The 17225-nt window shown below is 64.9% G+C and carries 14 protein-coding genes; 4 read left to right on the forward strand and 10 right to left on the reverse strand.

Annotation, left to right across the window (positions count from 1 at the left end):
- Positions 1-3: 3 nt before the first annotated feature.
- The 4 genes from PVE35_RS02550 (at position 4) to PVE35_RS02565 (ending at position 5519) form a co-directional block, all read left to right on the forward strand.
- Positions 4-1386: a PIG-L family deacetylase gene (locus PVE35_RS02550; protein ID WP_277373678.1), complete on the forward strand. Its 1383-nt coding sequence runs from the start codon at positions 4-6 to the stop codon at positions 1384-1386.
- A gap of 61 nt (positions 1387-1447) precedes the next feature.
- Entirely contained in the window at positions 1448-2869 is a 1422-nt protein-coding gene (gene hldE, locus PVE35_RS02555) for a bifunctional D-glycero-beta-D-manno-heptose-7-phosphate kinase/D-glycero-beta-D-manno-heptose 1-phosphate adenylyltransferase HldE (RefSeq protein WP_277373679.1), read from the forward strand.
- A 144-nt stretch (positions 2870-3013) separates the two neighbouring features.
- A complete protein-coding gene (locus PVE35_RS02560) occupies positions 3014-4294 on the forward strand; it encodes an acyl-CoA dehydrogenase family protein (RefSeq protein WP_277373680.1) in 1281 nt (426 codons plus the stop codon).
- A gap of 13 nt (positions 4295-4307) precedes the next feature.
- Entirely contained in the window at positions 4308-5519 is a 1212-nt protein-coding gene (locus PVE35_RS02565) for an acyl-CoA dehydrogenase family protein (protein WP_277373681.1), read from the forward strand.
- 330 nt (positions 5520-5849) lie between these two features.
- Here PVE35_RS02565 and PVE35_RS02570 read toward each other — a convergent pair whose 3' ends face one another.
- The 10 genes from PVE35_RS02570 to thiC all read right to left on the reverse strand — a co-directional run bounded on the left by PVE35_RS02570 (position 5850) and on the right by thiC (position 17201).
- Positions 5850-6569 carry an ABC-type transport auxiliary lipoprotein family protein gene (locus PVE35_RS02570; RefSeq protein ID WP_277373682.1) on the reverse strand — a complete coding sequence of 240 codons (720 nt, stop codon included), beginning with the start codon at positions 6567-6569 and terminating at the stop codon, positions 5850-5852.
- 163 nt (positions 6570-6732) lie between these two features.
- Positions 6733-8982 (reverse strand): DNA topoisomerase IV subunit A, encoded by a 2250-nt coding sequence (parC, locus tag PVE35_RS02575; RefSeq protein ID WP_277373683.1) that lies wholly within the window; start codon positions 8980-8982, stop codon positions 6733-6735.
- A 7-nt stretch (positions 8983-8989) separates the two neighbouring features.
- Complete coding sequence (locus tag PVE35_RS02580; protein WP_268181013.1) at positions 8990-9514, reverse strand: TIGR02281 family clan AA aspartic protease; 525 nt, start codon at positions 9512-9514, stop codon at positions 8990-8992.
- On the reverse strand, positions 9511-10494 hold the full coding sequence (locus tag PVE35_RS02585) for an esterase-like activity of phytase family protein (RefSeq protein WP_277373684.1): 984 nt from the start codon (positions 10492-10494) through the stop codon (positions 9511-9513). Before PVE35_RS02585 ends, PVE35_RS02580 begins: the two co-directional genes overlap by 4 nt.
- Complete coding sequence (parE, locus tag PVE35_RS02590) at positions 10494-12392, reverse strand: DNA topoisomerase IV subunit B (RefSeq protein ID WP_277373685.1); 1899 nt, start codon at positions 12390-12392, stop codon at positions 10494-10496. Before parE ends, PVE35_RS02585 begins: the two co-directional genes overlap by 1 nt.
- 15 nt (positions 12393-12407) lie before the next feature.
- Complete coding sequence (locus tag PVE35_RS02595; protein ID WP_277373686.1) at positions 12408-13019, reverse strand: YqiA/YcfP family alpha/beta fold hydrolase; 612 nt, start codon at positions 13017-13019, stop codon at positions 12408-12410.
- Positions 13020-13138: 119 nt separating this feature from the next.
- The gene (gene cpdA / locus PVE35_RS02600) at positions 13139-13954 is read right to left on the reverse strand and encodes a 3',5'-cyclic-AMP phosphodiesterase (RefSeq protein WP_268181020.1); all 816 of its coding nucleotides are present in this window, start codon (positions 13952-13954) and stop codon (positions 13139-13141) included.
- A gap of 209 nt (positions 13955-14163) precedes the next feature.
- A complete protein-coding gene (locus PVE35_RS02605; RefSeq protein ID WP_268181022.1) occupies positions 14164-14616 on the reverse strand; it encodes a DUF1249 domain-containing protein in 453 nt (150 codons plus the stop codon).
- Positions 14607-15206 (reverse strand): NUDIX domain-containing protein, encoded by a 600-nt coding sequence (locus PVE35_RS02610; protein ID WP_268181023.1) that lies wholly within the window; start codon positions 15204-15206, stop codon positions 14607-14609. The genes PVE35_RS02605 and PVE35_RS02610 overlap by 10 nt, the downstream gene beginning before the upstream one ends.
- Before the next feature lie 96 nt (positions 15207-15302).
- On the reverse strand, positions 15303-17201 hold the full coding sequence (thiC, locus tag PVE35_RS02615; protein WP_268181025.1) for a phosphomethylpyrimidine synthase ThiC: 1899 nt from the start codon (positions 17199-17201) through the stop codon (positions 15303-15305).
- Positions 17202-17225 lie beyond the last annotated feature (24 nt).

A 17225-nucleotide genomic window follows, 5' to 3' on the forward strand; every position in this document is an offset into this window, starting at 1 on the left:
CACATGAACGGACGCAAGCAACAACTGCTCAAGCGCCACCGGCGCAACAAGCGCATCGCTCTGCTGTTGGCCCTGCTGGTGCTGGTGGCGCTGGGTGTGCTCGTTGCCTGGTGGCTGCCGCCGTTGCTCCTGGTACTGGGCTGGGTGGCGCATGAGGCCTGGTTCGCCGACCACCTGTTCTATTCGCCGCGCGACGATTACCGCTACGACTTCTCCGATGACTGCCTCAGCCTGCCGGCGCGTATCGAGCAGGGGGTGCTGCAGGTCGAGGCCGAGTTGGATGGCTACGAGACCCTGATTCTCGAACTGCGGCTCAAGGCCAACTGGCTGGGGCGCTGGCTCGACCCGCATGTGCGTATCGGTGAGGATCGGCAGGATTTCGAGCGCGGTGTAGACGGGCGGCGTTACCTCAATCTGTCCGGGCAGCAGGCCAATGGTTTGCGCATCGTGCCGCGTTTCTGCCGCATCCATGGCGACTTGCGCCTGCATGCCATGCACAATCCTGATTTCGCCGCGCAGCGCATGCTGATCATCGCGCCGCATGCCGACGATGCCGAGCTGGCGGCCTTTGGTCAGTACAGCCGCTCGTCCGAGACGGCCATCGTCACCCTCACTCAGGGTGAGATCGAGGCCGAGCATTACCAGCGTCTGGGCCTGGACAAGGCTGCTGCCGCCCGTCTGAAAGGCCGGCTGCGCGCCTGGGACAGCCTGGCCGCGCCGCTCTGGGGTGGCGTATCGCAGCAATGCTGTGTGCAACTGGGCTATTACTGTCTGCAACTGCCAGCCATGGCTGAGCAGCCGCAAACCGCATTTGGCTCCCGAGAGTCGGGCGAGTGCGATGTGCGTAACGTGCGTCGCCACAATCCCCTGAGCCTGCCGGCCGATGCCGACGGACTGCCGACCTGGGACAACCTGATCGCCGACCTGGCCGCTGTGATCGAGCATTACCGCCCCGAGGTGCTGGTGACACCACACCCGCAGCTCGACCCGCACCACGACCATGTCGCCAGCACCCGTGCCCTGCTCGAGGCTTGTGAACGCAGCGGCTGGCAGCCGCAGACCCTGTTGCTCTACGCCAATCACCTGCATGACAACGACCGCTGGCCCATGGGCCCGGCGGGCTGTGGCATCGCTCTGCCGCCGGCGCTCACGCCTTTGCCGGCTGATCGCCTGTGGAGCCCGACGTTGGATGCCGAGCGGCAACTGGACAAGGCCATGGCGCTGGGGCTGCAGCATGATCTGCAAGGCCCCTTGCCACTGAAGAAGCGCCTGCGTCGGTTGATCCAGTTTGCCTTGGCCGGGCGTCGCTGGCCTGCCACCGGCGAGGACGAGTTCTTCCGCAAGGCGGTGCGTCGCCATGAGCTGTTCTGGGTGCGGCCACTCTGAGCCGTGCGTCACATGCCCCATGCTATGATTTTTCCCGTTTTTCTCCCTTTCTGGAGCTGCCATGAAACTGACCATGCCCCGCTATGACCAAGCCGCCGTTCTGGTGGTGGGCGACGTGATGCTCGATCGCTACTGGCATGGCGGCACTTCGCGGATTTCCCCGGAGGCGCCGGTGCCCGTGGTTCGTGTCGACCAGATCGAGGATCGTCCCGGTGGTGCCGCCAACGTCGCCCTGAACATCGCCGCGCTCGGTGCCCGTGCCCTGTTGGTGGGGGTCACCGGTGAAGACGAGGCGGCCGCAAGCCTCAGCGACAGCCTGCGTGGTGCGGGTGTGGAAAGCCACTTCCAGCGCCTCGACGACCAGCCCACCATCGTCAAGCTGCGGGTGATGAGCCGTCACCAGCAACTGCTGCGCATGGACTTCGAGGAGCCCTTCGCCACCGATACCGCCGCTCTGGCGCGTGAGGTCGAGACCTTGCTCGACGGGGTCAAGGTGCTGGTGCTGTCGGACTACGGCAAGGGCGCACTGCAGAATCACCAGGTGCTGATCCAGGCGGCGCGCAGCAAGGGCATCGCAGTGCTGGCCGACCCCAAGGGCAAGGATTTCTCCATTTACCGTGGTGCCAGCCTGATCACCCCCAACCTGCACGAATTCGAGCTCATCGTCGGTGGTTGCGCCGACGAAGCCGAGCTGGTCAGCAAGGGTGCCAAGCTGATGACCGATCTCGAGCTGGGCGCGCTGCTGGTGACCCGTGGCGAGCACGGCATGACCCTGCTGCGCCCGCAGCACGCGCCGTTGCATTTGCCGGCGCGTGCCCGTGAAGTGTTCGATGTCACCGGCGCCGGTGATACGGTGATCTCCACCCTGGCGGCTTCCATTGCGGCTGGCGAGGAAATGCCGAACGCCGTGGCCCTGGCCAACCTGGCGGCCGGTATCGTGGTAGGCAAGCTGGGCACGGCGGCCATCAGCGCGCCGGAGCTGCGCCGCGCGGTACAGCGTGAGGAGGGCTCCGAGCGCGGCGTGTTGAGCCTGGATCAGCTCCTCATCGCCATTGAGGATGCGCGTGCCCATGGCGAGAAGATCGTCTTCACCAATGGCTGCTTCGACATTCTCCATGCCGGCCATGTCACCTATCTGGAACAGGCCCGTGCCCAGGGTGATCGCCTGATCGTGGCGATCAACGACGATGCCTCGGTCAGCCGCCTGAAAGGCCCAGGTCGCCCGATCAACGCCGTCGACCGGCGTATGGCGGTGCTCGCCGGCCTGGGCGCGGTGGACTGGGTAGTGAGTTTCGGCGAAGACACCCCTGAGCGCCTGCTCAAGCAGGTGCAGCCGGATGTGCTGGTCAAGGGCGGCGACTATGGCATCGATCAGGTGGTCGGTGCCGATATCGTCCAGGCCTATGGCGGCGAAGTGCGGGTGCTCGGCCTGGTGGAGAACAGCTCCACCACCGCCATCGTCGAGAAAATTCGCAGCAAATGACGTGCTCGGCGAGCGTGGTGCCAGCCATGCTCGCCGAGTGCAGGCCTTGACCGGGCTGACGCGAACTCACGTCTGGAGAGTCATAGGCGCTCCTTGATCGGCAGCGCATCATCGATGGCATCACCCCGCGAGGAGCGAGATGCCATGAGTGTCGATGTACAGGGTCCTGCCCTGAGCGTATTGAGCAAGGTGGCCCAGGCTGACTGGCCGGATCGCCTCAACCTGCGCAAACCCTTCGAGAAATTCATCTATACCGGCAGCCGTGCCAGCTTCCGCATGATGGCCGAGCGTTCGGCCAGCAAGCCGCGCAGCGATCGGCCGCGTACCGACGACCTGTTCGACCTGTCGCTTTCCGAAGAGCAGCAGATGCTGGTGGACATGCTCCAAGGCTTTGCCCTGGAGGTGCTGCGCCCGGCTGCCCATGAAGCCGATGCCCAGGCCCTGGTGCCGGCGGCATTGCTCAACCAGGCCAGCGAACTGGGCCTGGCCTTCTATGGCGTCGGCGAGGCGCAGGGGGGAATGGCCGGTGAGCGTACCGTGCTGAGCAATGCGCTGATCACCGAGAGCCTGGCGCAAGGTGATTTCTCCCTGGCCGCCGCGCTGCTGTTGCCGCTCTCGGCGGCCAACTGCATCCGTCGCTGGGGTTCGCCGGCACAACAGGCCGAGTTGTTGCCGGCATTCGTTGGCGAAACCGGAGCCCCGGCCTATGCCTTGGCGGTGACCGAGCCGGCCATGCTGGCTGACCCCAAGTCGCCGGCTACCCGTGCCCGCAAACGTGGCAAGCATTACATCCTCGATGGCGACAAGGCTCTGGTGCTCGGTGGTTTGCAGGCCAGCCGTCTGATCGTTGCGGCCAAGGCGAGCGACGGGCCGGCACTTTTCGTGGTCGAGGCCTCGAGCAAGGGTGTGAGCCGCCGTGCCGAACCAGCCATGGGACTCAAGGCCTGTGGCCTGGCGCGCATCCAGTTGAAAGGCGTGAAGGTTCCGGCCAGCCAGCGCCTGGCAGGCGCGGATTTCGATTTTCAGGCTTTCCTCGATTACTCGGCGCTGGCCTTCTGCGCGTTGGCCGTGGGCACCGGGCAGGCGGCGCTGGATTACGTGGTGCCTTACTGCAACGAGCGTCAGGCCTTCGGTGAGCCGATCAGTCATCGCCAGGGCGTGGCCTTCATGATTGCCGACATCGCCATCGAGCTGGAGTCCATGCGCATGCTGCTCTGGCGCGCCTGTGCACTGGCCGAGAGCGGCAAGCCGTTTCATCGCGAGGCCTATCTGGCGCGCCTGTTATGCGCGGAGAAAGCGATGAAGATTGGCTGCGATGCGGTGCAACTGCTCGGCGGTCATGGTTTCACTCAAGAACATCCGGTCGAGCGCTGGTACCGAGATTTGCGCAGTGTCGCCGTGCTCGCCGGCGGTCTGCACCTTTGAAAGGAATACCTTCATGAATCTGGAAACACCGAAGAAATTCCGGGGCCTGCAGAACCAGGCTCATCAGGTCGCCGCGCGTTACCTGCGACCCATCTCGCGCAAGTACGACAAGGCCGAGCACGCCTATCCCAAGGAGCTAGACATGCTCGCCGCGCTGCTCGACGGCATGAACGAGGGCTCGCCCGATGCCGTCGGCGCCGGCTCGGCCAGCAAGCGCGGGGCATCCCGTGAACAGCATGAGGGCGTGCGCAACGGCGGCAACATGGCGGCGCTGCTCGGCGTGATGGAGCTGTGCTGGGGCGATGTCGGTCTGCTCCTGGCCATGCCACGCCAGGGCTTGGGCAATGCTGCCATCGCCGCCGTGGCCAACGATGAACAACTGGCCCGCTTCGGCAAGACCTGGGCGGCCATGGCCATCACCGAGCCGAGCTGCGGTTCGGACTCGGCGGCGATTCGCACCACGGCGGTCAAGGATGGTGATCATTACGTGATCAATGGCGAGAAGATCTACGTTACCTCCGGCGAGCGTGCTGATGCCGTGGTGGTCTGGGCCAGCCTCGACCGCAGCCTGGGGCGGGCGGCGATCAAGTCCTTCGTGGTGGAGAAGGGCACGCCGGGCATGACCGTCACCCGTCTGGAGAAGAAGCTCGGCATCAAGGCCTCCGATACCGCCTCGATCAGTTTCAGCGACTGCCGGGTGCCGGCTGCCAACCTGCTCGGCAATGCCGAAGTGGATGTGCAGAAAGGCTTTGCCGGGGTCATGGAAACCTTCGACAACACCCGACCGCTGGTCGCCGGTATGGCCGTGGGCGTGGCCAAGGCGGCGCTGGATCGTACCCGTACGCTGCTGCGCAAGGCGGGTATGCGCCTGGATTACAACAAGCCGCTATTGAGCGTCAGTCACGCCGAAGCCACCCTCTATCGCCTCGAGGCCGAGTGGGAGGCTGCGCGCCTGCTCACCCTCAAGGCCGCCTGGATGGCCGACAACAAGTTGCCCAACTCCAAGGAGGCGTCCATGGCCAAGGCCAAGGCCGGTCGCGTGGCCAGTGAGGTGACGCTCAAGTGCGTGGAACTGGCGGGGGCCATGGGTTATGGCGAGGACGAACTGCTGGAGAAATGGTCGCGTGACTCGAAGATCCTCGACATCTTCGAGGGCACCCAGCAGATCCAGTTGCTGATCGTCGCTCGTCGCCTGCTGGGCAAGGGATCCAGCGAACTGAAGTAAAGGCTGTCACGGAAAACAAAACGCCGCGTGCCCTTTCGGAGCGCGGCGTTTTCGTTAGCAGGCTGTTGAAAAACTACCTCGGCTTTGGCTTCCTGCGTCGCTCTACCTCATGCATCCATGCAGTCGTGCGTTGGCAATACTGCGTTAAAAACAGCCTCGCGTGCGAGCCCAGTCAAAATACTCATTTACAGCACGTAAACTGCGCTTTTTCGGCTGTTTGATTCGCTGGCGCTCACCCTTCGGGCCAGCCTTTGGCTGTTACTCCCGTTGGTCGTTGCGCCTTGTCTTGGCTGCCTCGCCTACGTTTTTCAACGGCCTGTTAGAAGCCGTTTAGAAGCGGAACACTTCCGTATCGATCCTGATCGGCTCCGCTACCGGGATGCGCGGCACCGCAGGGGGGGCTTGCACATCGCTCTTGGTCGATGGCGCCTTCTTGCGCGCCGGTGGTGCGGGGGGCTCGGCCAGGGCCACGACCGGCTGGATGGCGGTTGCCAGCTCCGCGGCCAGGCGCTGCAGCACCACGCTCTGCGCCTTGACCTGCTCGCCCAGGCTGCCGTCGTGCTTCTCTTCCAGGTGGATCAGGCGGCTGTCGCGCAGTTGCCCGCGACGATCGAGCAGTCGCCACTGGGCCTCGAGCACGGCCGGCTGGTTGGGGCCGGAGTCGAGACGGGTGATGTTCAGCATCACCTGAGCGTCGGCGCTGAAACCGGGTGCCGGGGCCAGCACCAGACGCTGGCTGTTCAGACGCCAGGCGAGCTGGCGCAGCAGTTGTTGGTCGATGTCATTGGCCAGGCCACTGGCCCAGCGCGCATTCGGCGCGGCTACCAGGCTGCCGTCGGGCTGGCGTTGCAGCAGGTTGCCGTTGCGCAGGTAATCGGCGACGCTGACCGGGCCGACCAGAACTGCGGCGCCGTTCTGCTGGGTCGGTGCCACGGCTTCGCCGGCGTCGAGTTGATAGAGCGGAACCGGCTTGGGCTGCAGCAGGCTGCAACCACCCAAACTCAGCAATGTGGTCAGAAGTAGAGCCACTGGGCGTACTACGGTCATCATCAGATCCCCGCAGCCATGTTCGGGCTGCGTATCAAGAGCATGTCGTGCGATGGGCGGCCAGAGAAGGAGCCCGAGCCGCGTATCATCCGTCAAACCGCGTCTCGACTCCAGCCCCCGCCCGTCAGCCGCTCAGCGCCAAAGCGCTGGCGACTGCTCTGCCAGGTCATTCCACCAGTAGTTGATCGACGCGCTGGAAGCCGCGCGGCAGCTTGTTGCCACGCCGGCCACGCTCGAACTTGTAGTGCTCCAGGTCTTCTGGTTTGAGGGTATAGGGGCGTTTGCCAGCATGCAGTACCAGTCGGGCATCGGGTGGCAACACCACGAGATCGACCACGTACTCTTCATGTGCGGCGGCGCGGTCGGAGGGAATGCTGATGATCTTGTTGCCCTTACCCTTGCCTAGCTGTGGCAGGTCGCGTACGGGGAACAGCAACAGCCGGCCTTCGGACGTCACCACTGCCAGCCAGTCTTCTTCCAGCTTGCTCACGGGTTTGGGCGCTATCACTCGGGCGCCGTTGGGCAGTGTGAGCAGCGCCTTGCCGGCCTTGTTCTTGGCCTGCAGATCCTCACCCTTGACCACGAAGCCGTAACCGGCGTCCGAGGCGATCACGTACAGGGCATTGTCCTCGGGCAGCAGCACGCACTCGAAGCTGACCCCAGGCGGTGGCGTCAGGCGGCCGGTGAGCGGCTCGCCCTGGCCACGGGCCGAGGGCAGCGAATGGGCCGCCAGCGAGTAGCTGCGCCCGCTGGAGTCGATGAACACGGCGTACTGGTTCGAGCGCCCGGGCGCTGCCGCCTTGAAGCCGTCGCCGGCCTTGTAGGACAGGCCCGTGGCGTCGATGTCATGACCCTTGGCGCAACGCACCCAGCCCTTCTCCGAGAGCACCACGGTGACCGGCTCGGTGGGCATCAGCTCGGTTTCCGAAAGTGCCTTGGCTTCGGCGCGTTCGACCAGCGGCGAGCGGCGTGCATCGCCGTACTTCTCGGCATCTTCGAGGATTTCCTTGCGCACCAGCTTCTTCAGCTTGGCTTCGCTGCCGAGCAGGGCCAGGAGCTTTTCGCGTTCCTTGGCCAGTTCGTCCTGCTCGCCGCGGATCTTCATCTCTTCCAGGCGGGCCAGTTGGCGCAGGCGAGTGTCGAGGATGTAGTCGGCTTGTACATCGGTGAGGCCGAAGCGCTCCATCAGCACCGGCTTGGGATGATCCTCGCTGCGGATGATGCGGATGACTTCGTCGAGGTTGAGGAAGGCGATCAGCAAGCCTTCCAACAGGTGCAGGCGCTTCTCCACCTTGTCCAGGCGGAACTGCAGGCGGCGGCGCACGGTGCCGACGCGGTACTGCAGCCACTCGGTCAGCAGCGTGCGCAGATCCTTGACCTGCGGCTTGCCGTCGAGGCCGATGACGTTGGTGTTGACCCGATAGCTGGACTCCAGATCGGTGGTGGCGAACAGGTGGGTCATCAGCTCTTCGGCATCGACCCGGTTGGAGCGCGGGATGATGACGATGCGGCAGGGGTTCTCGTGGTCGGACTCGTCGCGCAGGTCGGCCACCATCGGCAGCTTCTTGGCCTGCATCTGCGCGGCGATCTGCTCCAGCACCTTGGCCCCGGACACCTGATGGGGCAGGGCGGTAACGACGATATCGCCATCCTCGACGCGGTACACGGCGCGCATGCGCACCGAGCCGCGGCCGGTCTGGTAGATCTTCAGCAGGTCGGCCTTGGGCGTGATGATCTCCGCCTCGGTGGGGAAGTCCGGGCCGGGTACGTGTTCGGTGAGCTGTTCCACCGTGGCGCCCGGCTCGTCCAGCAGGCGCACGCAGGCGGCGGCGACTTCGCGCAGGTTGTGCGGCGGCACGTCGGTGGCCATGCCCACGGCGATGCCGGTGGTGCCATTGAGCAGCAGGTTGGGCAGGCGCGCGGGCAGGGTGGCCGGCTCGTTCATGGTGCCGTCGAAGTTCGGCACCCAGTCGACGGTGCCCTGGCCCAGTTCATCGAGCAGCAGCTCCGAGTAACGCGACAGGCGCGCCTCGGTGTAACGCATGGCGGCGAAGGATTTGGGATCGTCCGGCGCACCCCAGTTGCCCTGGCCGTCCACCAGGGTGTAGCGATAGCTGAACGGCTGCGCCATCAGCACCATGGCTTCGTAGCAGGCGCTGTCGCCGTGCGGGTGGTACTTACCGAGTACGTCACCGACGGTGCGCGCCGACTTCTTGTGCTTGGCGTCGGCGTCCAGACCCAGCTCGCTCATGGCATAGACGATGCGCCGCTGCACCGGCTTGAGACCGTCGCCGATATGCGGCAGGGCGCGATCCATGATCACGTACATGGAGTAGTTCAGGTAGGCCTGTTCGGTGAAATCGGCCAGCGACCGACGCTCCACGCCTTCCAGGCTCAAATCGAGGGATTCGCTCATGCGGGCCTCATTGCAGGGTTGATTGGCGCAGCACCAGGGTGCCGCCCTTCTGAGTGAATTCGAGTTGTTTCAGGGCGCTCATGCCCAGCAGTACTTCGTCGCCGTCCATGCCGGGGGCGATCAGCGCGGCCACGTCGTGCAGGAGGATGTCACCCAGGCGCAGGTTGTCCAGGCGCGTGCGGTGCCCTGTGGTGCGGCCATTGGCGGTGCTCAGGGTGATCGGCGCACCGCGCTTGAGGCCGAGCCTGCGCGCCAGCGTCTCGGGAATGGCCACGGCGGTGGCGCCGGTATCGAGCAGGAAGGTCACCGGCTGGTCATTGATCTGCCCGTCCAGCAGGTAATGGCCCTGGCGGTTGCCGGCCAGGCTGACTTCCACGTAGCCCTGGCCATGTACCGAATGCGGCACCTGGTTGGGGTTGCGCTGGCGCTCTTCCCAGTCGCCGAAGAAATGCGTTGCCAACAGCAGGCCGGCGCCCCAGGCGAGCACCCACATTACTCGCCCGGCGCGCTTGCCAGGAGTCTGCTCGCTCACGGGCGCTGGCTCCAGCCGCCGTTGGGTGCCTTGAAGCGCCAGACGATGGGGCGTGTTTCGCCATCGGCACGGGTCAGGCCGCCGTTGTCGACACCTATCCAGGCGCCGTCCTTGTCGATCCACAAGGCTTCGGCCACACCGTATGCCACGGGGTAACGACGTGGCTCGGCCAAGGCTTCGGCGGCGAACGACCAGCACCGCTCCAGCACACCATCGCTCAGGGCGCGGCGGCAGATGCGATGCGCCTGGCGCTCGAGTGTGAAGAGCTTGTCGTCGAAGTACGCCAGGCCGGCGAAATCACGCGCGGCGGGCTGCCCGCCCAGAGCAGCGGGGGAGGGCTCCTTGCCCCCTTCGCTGAACAGTACGCAGCCACCGGTGCAGCGCCAGGCACTGTTCTGCCGGTGCAGCACGGTAAGGCCACGGCGACGCTGTTCGGCGGCCATCCACAGGCGGCTGCCGTCCGGGTCGATGGCGATGCCCTCGAAGCCCTGGTTGAAGTGCAGCAGCATGCCGCTGGCGCGTGCCTGGCGCACCAGGCCGTTGGGCAGGCGCAGCCACTGAGCGTCGCCATTACTGGCGAGTTGCAGCACGGCGGACTGGGTTTCGCTGGCCAGGTAGCGGTTGCCCCGAGCGTCGCAGCTCAGCCCCTCGAAGTCGAAACGCCCACCGCGCACCAGGCTGGCCGCCCAGTTGCGCATGCGCAGGCCCCACGGCTGTTGACTCTCCGGCGGTTCAGGGGCGACGAAGGTTTCCGCTTCGGCCTGCAGGCGATCGCCGATAAGGTTGAGAAGGAAGACACGGTCGTCGTCGCGATCCGAGAGGCCCCATAGGCTTTCGCCGCATTTGGCCAGACCGGAGAGATTGCCATTGGCCATGCCCTCGACCGGGTATTCGGCGCTCAGGTGCAGCTCTTCCAGCGGTGCTTGCTCGGCCTGCACCAGGCCCGCCAGCAGGCTGGCTGTCAGTAGCAGCCTGCGCATCAGGCCAGTACCTCGGCCAGGTTGCCCTTGGACTCCAGCCAGTTCTTGCGGTCGCTGGCGCGCTTCTTCGCCAGCAGCATGTCCATCACCTCGCGCGTGCCCTCGAAATCATCCAGCGTGAGCTGTACCAGGCGGCGGGTGTTGGGATCCATGGTGGTTTCACGCAACTGCGGCGGGTTCATCTCGCCGAGGCCCTTGAAGCGCGTGACCTGAGGCTTGCCGCGACGCTTCTCGGCCACCAGGCGGTCGAGGATGCCATCGCGCTCGGCCTCGTCCAGGGCATAGAAGATTTCCTTGCCCAGGTCGATGCGGTACAGCGGCGGCATGGCCACGTAGACGTGCCCGGCATCCACCAGCGGGCGGAAGTGACGGACGAACAGGGCGCAGAGCAGGGTGGCGATGTGCAGGCCGTCGGAGTCGGCGTCGGCGAGAATGCAGATCTTGCCGTAGCGCAGCCCGGAAAGGTCGCTGGAACCGGGGTCGATGCCGATGGCCACGGCGATGTCGTGCACCTCCTGCGAGGCCAGCACTTCACTGCCGTCCACTTCCCAGGTGTTCAGAATCTTGCCGCGCAGCGGCATGATGGCCTGGTATTCCTTGTCGCGCGCCTGTTTGGCGCTGCCGCCGGCCGAGTCGCCTTCGACCAGAAAGAGTTCGGCGTGCATCGGCTCCTGGCCGGCGCAGTCGGCCAGCTTGCCGGGCAGTGCCGGGCCCTGGGTGATCTTCTTGCGCTCTACCTTCTTGCCGGCCTTGAGGCGGCGACCGGCGTTGCTGATGGCCAGTTCGGCCAGGGCCAGGCCGGTTTCCGGGTGGGCATTGAGCCACAGGCTGAAGGCGTCCTTGACCACGCCGGAGACGAAGGCAGCCGCCTCGCGCGAGGACAGGCGCTCCTTGGTCTGGCCGGAGAACTGCGCGTCCTGCATCTTCATCGAGAGGACGAAAGCAATGCGTTCCCAGACATCTTCCGGGGCCAGCTTGACCCCGCGCGGCAGCAGGTTGCGGAATTCGCAGAACTCGCGCATGGCATCCAGCAGCCCCTGACGCAGACCATTGACGTGGGTGCCGCCCTGCGCGGTGGGGATCAGGTTGACGTAGCTTTCCTGCACCGCGTCGCCGCCTTCGGGCAGCCACAGAAGGGCCCAGTCCACCGCCTCCTTGTTGCCGGCCAGGCTGCCGCAGAAGGGCTCGGCAGGCAGGCGCTCGAATTCGCTGACGGCATCCACCAGGTAGGAGCGCAGGCCGTCTTCATACAGCCACTCGACTTTCTCGCCGGCGGCCTTGTCCTCGAAGGTGACGCTCAGGCCCGGGCACAGCACGGCCTTGGCCTTGAGCACGTGCTTGAGGCGGCTGACCGAGAACTTGAAGGAGTCGAAGTACTTGGCGTCCGGCCAGAAATGCACGCTGGTGCCGGTGTTGCGCTTGCCCACCGTGCCGATCACTTCCAGATCGCTGGCCTTGAAGCCATCGGCGAAGCTCATCTGATATTCGTTGCCGTCACGCTTGACGGTGACCACCACGCGGGTCGACAGGGCGTTGACCACGCTGATGCCGACGCCGTGCAGGCCGCCGGAGAACTGGTAGTTCTTGTTGCTGAACTTGCCGCCGGCATGCAGCTTGGTGAGGATCAGCTCGACGCCCGGCACGCCCTCTTCCGGGTGGATGTCCACCGGCATGCCGCGTCCGTCGTCGATCACTTCCAGCGAATTGTCCTCATGGAGGATCACCTGGATCGACTTGGCGTGCCCGGCCAGGGCTTCGTCGACGCTGTTGTCGATGACTTCCTGGGCCAGGTGGTTGGGGCGTGTGGTGTCGGTGTACATGCCCGGGCGCTTGCGCACCGGGTCGAGGCCGGAGAGGACTTCGATAGCGTCGGCGTTATAGGCGTTCTGCTGGGCCATGGGCTCTCTTGATCGTCAATTGAAGGCGGAAAAGTCGGTATCGCGCCAGAGTGTGGCGCCAATGTCGGCAAAAGCGAAGAGTGCCGGCAAGCGTTCGCTGAAACCCTGGAAACCATGGTCGCCACCAGCCTGTACGCGCAGAGCGCAGGCGCGGTAGTAGCGCTCGGCGTCACGGTAGTCGAGGGTTTCGTCGCCGGTCTGCAGCCACACCTGATAGCGGCTGGCGTCCTGTGGCGGCGGTACTTCCAGCTCGGCCAGTGCCTGGATGTGATCCTCGGTGAGTTCCCAGGTCTCGTCGCTGTAGTGGTTCTGCTGCGGGCCGAGGTAGCCGTCGAAGCGCAGGTGCGGACGCACTGCCGGGTTGATCAGCAAGGCTTTGAGATTGTGGCGCTCGGCCAGGTAAGTGGCGTAATAGCCGCCCAGCGAGCTGCCCACCAGCAGTGGCGCGCCCAGTTCGGCGACCAGCGCCTCGAGCTGGGCCATGGCCTGGCGCGGGTGATGATGCAACGCCGGCACGCGCAACTGCTCGCCGATTTGCAGGTGAGTCATGGCGCGGCTCAACTGCCTGGCCTTGTGCGAGGCGGGTGAACTGTTGAGACCGTGGATATAAAGGATGGTGGCAATCATGGAGCGGGAGGCTACTACAAAAAGCGGCTATAAGCTGCAAGCGGCAAGCTACAAGAAAATGCAGCAAGGTGTCTGCTGGGGCTGCGCGTTTTGCTTGCAGCTTGAGGCTTGCCGCTGCTTCAGTAGCCCTTGACGCTGTAGTCGATCTCGAAGCTGATGCCGGTGACGCGCGAGACGCCGGTTTCCAGCCTGCCGTCGGTATGCAGGCGCAGCCAGCGGTAGCCGGGGGCTTCGCTGCCGACCTGGAAGTCTTCGCTGCCGGGAGCGAACTGCACGCAGGTCGAGGGCGAGGCGAGCAGGCGCAGGTCGCCGCGTTGCTGGTCGAACTCCTGGTGGATATGGCCCCAGAGCAGGGCGCGGGCCTGAGCATGGCGTTCGAGGATGGCGAACAGGGCATCGGGGTTGCGTAGGCCGATGGGTTCCATCCATTTGCAGCCGATGGACACCGGGTGATGGTGCAGGCAGATCAGGTGATGGCGCTCGGGGGCCTCGCTCAGGGCGCGCTCCAGCAGTTCTAGCTGGCTGTCGGCAAGAAAACCGGGCACGGCACCGGGGATCGACGAGTCGAGCAAGGTCACGCGCCAGGCACCGATGTCGAACACTGGCTCCAGCAAGTGTGTGCCAGCGCAGGTCACTTGCATGGGGGAGGCCTCGTCATGATTGCCGGCCAGCCAGCGTACCGGCGCACCGAGCCCATCGGTGAGGCTGCGAAAGCGTTCGTAGGAAGCCAGGCTGCCATCCTGCGACAGGTCGCCGGTGGCCAGGATCAGGTCGATGCCGGGTTGCTCCTGCTGCATCTTTTCGATCACGCGGCACAGGCTGTCGCAGGTGTCCATGCCCAGCAGCTTGCCATCCGCTTCGGCGAACAGATGGCTGTCGGACAACTGCACCAGCAGAACCGAGGAATCGGCGGCGAGGGGGGCGTGACTCGACAAGACGGTCTCCAAGGGCGCGAATGAATGAATTATGGTAGCTGCTGCGGCGAAAGGGGAAACCCCGGGAAGCGGAAGCAGGTCACAGAAAAACGCCAGGAGCGTTTTTGACGTCGCCTGCGACGGCCCGCAGGGTGGCCGCCAGGTATGGTGGGCCATGAACACAGCGCGCTGAGTCTATCGGCGGGCTGGGTAAAAGCTTGATCGGGAGGTCAGAGTACCGGTTGCGCTTCGTGCCCACAGGCCAGGCAATGGTTCAGCCACTCACCGAGGAACAGGTTGAGCTGGCTCTTCTCGTCCGGCTGGTGCATGGCTGCGTTCGGATAGGGATAGCGGATGTGCAGGCGTCGGGCATTCTCGGCACTGACCACTTCCGCCATGCGCGCATCATGGTAGACCCGCACCTCCAGTTGCGGCACCGGCAGCCAGGGCAGGCTGTGTTCCTGGCGCACGCGCAGGCTGGTGGTATAGGGGCAGCTCTCCAGCACTTCCAGGTGCAGGATGCCCAGCAGATGATCGCCCTGGCTCAGCGCCACGCGCCGCGTCTGATGCTCGCTACGCATGCTCGGCAACAGGCGCATCAGGCGCGCGTAGTTGGCCTCGCAAGCGGTCTGCAGCTCGACCAGATCGACCCGGTAGCGCTCGCGCAGCAGGTTCACGACCACATGCCCCGCACTTCGTCGCGGTTCAGCGCCAGCCATTGCAGGGCGATGATGCTTGCGGCGTTGTTGATGCGCCCGTCACGCACGGCGGCCAGGGCATCGGCCAGGGCCATCACGTGCACACGGATATCCTCGCCTTCCTCGGGCAGGCCATGCACGCCGCCGGCTCCGGCGCTGTCGCAGCGGCCGAGGAACAGGTGGACGAACTCGTCGGAGCCGCCAGGGGAGGGGAAATACTGGGTGATCGGCCACAGCGGGCCGAGGATCAGATCGGCTTCTTCGACCGCTTCGCGGCGGGCGACTTCCTCGGGCTCTTCGTCCTTGTCGATCAGCCCGGCGACCAGCTCCAGCAGCCAGGGATTGGCCGCCTTGTCCATGGCGCCGACGCGGAACTGCTCGATCAGCACCACTTCGTCGCGCTGCGGGTCGTAAGGCAATACGCAGACGGCATCGTGGCGCACGAACAGCTCACGGGTGATGGACGGGCCCATGTCACCGGAGAATTGCCGGTGACGCAGCGTGAGCCGGTCGAGCCGGTAGAAGCCGCGAAAGCACTCCTCGCGGGCGAGGATGTCGATGTCGTCTTTACCCATAGAAACTCCAGATGGTCGTAACGGGCCAAACAGCGGCCCGTTACCCGTCACACTAGCGAGCATAGTGCCGCCAGATCAAGCTTGCATGACGGCCTTTCACACAGGCTGATAGAGCTGGCTGCCCTGCGCCTTGAACTCCTCGGCCTTGGCCTGCATGCCCTGTTCGGCCTCCAGGTCTATGGCGTCGATGCGTTGTTCCTTGGCGTAGTCGCGCACTTCCTGGGTGATCTTCATCGAGCAGAACTTCGGCCCGCACATGGAGCAGAAGTGCGCCACCTTGGCCGAATCCTTGGGCAGGGTCTCGTCGTGGTAGGCGCGTGCGGTGTCCGGGTCGAGGCCGAGGTTGAACTGATCCTCCCAGCGGAACTCGAAACGCGCCTTGGAGAGGGCGTTGTCGCGGATCTGCGCGCCGGGGTGGCCTTTGGCGAGGTCGGCGGCATGGGCGGCGATCTTGTAGGTGATGATGCCGGTCTTCACGTCATCCTTGTTCGGCAGGCCCAGGTGCTCCTTGGGGGTGACGTAGCAGAGCATGGCGCAGCCGAACCAGCCGATCATCGCCGCGCCGATGCCGCTGGTGATGTGGTCGTAGCCGGGGGCGATGTCGGTGGTCAGCGGGCCGAGGGTATAGAACGGCGCCTCGTCGCAGCACTCCAGTTGCTTGTCCATGTTCTCCTTGATCAGATGCATGGGTACGTGGCCGGGGCCTTCGATCATGCACTGTACGTCGTGCTTCCAGGCCACCTTGGTCAGCTCGCCGAGGGTCTCCAGCTCGCCGAACTGTGCGGCGTCGTTGGCATCGGCGATGGAACCGGGGCGCAGGCCATCACCCAGGGAGAAGGACACATCGTAGGCCTTCATGATTTCGCAGATGTCGTCGAAATGGGTGTAGAGGAAGTTTTCCTTGTGATGCGCCAGGCACCACTTGGCCATGATCGAACCACCACGGCTGACGATGCCGGTGACGCGCTTGGCGGTCAGCGGCACGTAGCGCAGCAGTACGCCGGCGTGGATGGTGAAGTAGTCCACGCCCTGTTCGGCCTGTTCGATCAGGGTGTCGCGGAACAGCTCCCAGGTCAGATCCTCGGCGATGCCGCCGACCTTTTCCAGGGCCTGGTAGATCGGCACGGTACCGATGGGTACCGGCGAGTTGCGGATGATCCATTCGCGGGTTTCATGGATGTGCTTGCCGGTGGACAGATCCATCACCGTGTCCGAGCCCCAGCGGATGCCCCAGGTCAGCTTGGCCACTTCTTCCTCGATGGAAGAGCCCAGGGCGCTGTTGCCGATATTGCCGTTGATCTTCACCAGGAAGTTGCGGCCAATGATCATCGGCTCCAGCTCCACGTGGTTGATGTTGGCCGGGATGATGGCGCGGCCACGGGCGACCTCGCTGCGCACGAATTCAGGGGTGATTTCCTTGGGGATGGCGGCACCGAAGCTGTGCCCCGGGTGCTGCTCGCCGAGCAGGCCGGCTTCGCGGGCCTCGGCCAGCTTCATGTTCTCGCGGATGGCGACGTATTCCATTTCCGGAGTGATGATGCCTTTCTTGGCGTAGTGCATCTGGCTGACGTTGTGCCCGGCCTTGGCCCGGCGCGGATTGCGCACATGGGCGAAGCGCATCTTGGTCAGCTCTTCGTCGGCGAGGCGGCGCTGACCGAACTCGGAGGACAGGCCCGGCAGTTTCTCGGTATCGCCACGATCTTCGATCCAGGCGCTGCGCACGTCGGCCAGGCCTTTGCGTACGTCGATGGTCACGTTCGGGTCGGTGTAGGGGCCAGAGGTGTCGTAGACGGTGACCGGAGCGTTGATCTCGCCGCCGTTCTTCGTTTCAGAGAAAGCGGTCGGCGTCACGTCCAGGCTGATCTCGCGCATCGGCACGCGGATATCCGGGCGCGAACCCTGCACGTAAATCTTCTGCGAACGGGGGAAGGGCTGTACGGACTGCAGGTCGACCTGGGCGCTTTCGCTCAGGTGCCGTTGTTGTTCTGTGCTCATCAAGGCTCTCTCCGGGATAGATGT

The sequence above is a fragment of the Pseudomonas sp. AA-38 genome, assembly GCF_029457475.1.
GTDB lineage: Bacteria > Pseudomonadota > Gammaproteobacteria > Pseudomonadales > Pseudomonadaceae > Aquipseudomonas.

Coding starts and splice junctions, on each gene's coding strand:
- PVE35_RS02595 (WP_277373686.1), bottom strand. CDS start 13,019: ATGATTGCCACCATCCTTTATATCCACGGTCTCAACAGTTCACCCGCC.
- PVE35_RS02610 (WP_268181023.1), bottom strand. CDS start 15,206: ATGGGTAAAGACGACATCGACATCCTCGCCCGCGAGGAGTGCTTTCGC.
- PVE35_RS02560 (WP_277373680.1), top strand. CDS start 3,014: ATGAGTGTCGATGTACAGGGTCCTGCCCTGAGCGTATTGAGCAAGGTG.
- PVE35_RS02565 (WP_277373681.1), top strand. CDS start 4,308: ATGAATCTGGAAACACCGAAGAAATTCCGGGGCCTGCAGAACCAGGCT.
- thiC (WP_268181025.1), bottom strand. CDS start 17,201: ATGAGCACAGAACAACAACGGCACCTGAGCGAAAGCGCCCAGGTCGAC.
- parC (WP_277373683.1), bottom strand. CDS start 8,982: ATGAGCGAATCCCTCGATTTGAGCCTGGAAGGCGTGGAGCGTCGGTCG.
- PVE35_RS02570 (WP_277373682.1), bottom strand. CDS start 6,569: ATGATGACCGTAGTACGCCCAGTGGCTCTACTTCTGACCACATTGCTG.
- PVE35_RS02585 (WP_277373684.1), bottom strand. CDS start 10,494: ATGCGCAGGCTGCTACTGACAGCCAGCCTGCTGGCGGGCCTGGTGCAG.
- hldE (WP_277373679.1), top strand. CDS start 1,448: ATGAAACTGACCATGCCCCGCTATGACCAAGCCGCCGTTCTGGTGGTG.
- parE (WP_277373685.1), bottom strand. CDS start 12,392: ATGGCCCAGCAGAACGCCTATAACGCCGACGCTATCGAAGTCCTCTCC.
- PVE35_RS02550 (WP_277373678.1), top strand. CDS start 4: ATGAACGGACGCAAGCAACAACTGCTCAAGCGCCACCGGCGCAACAAG.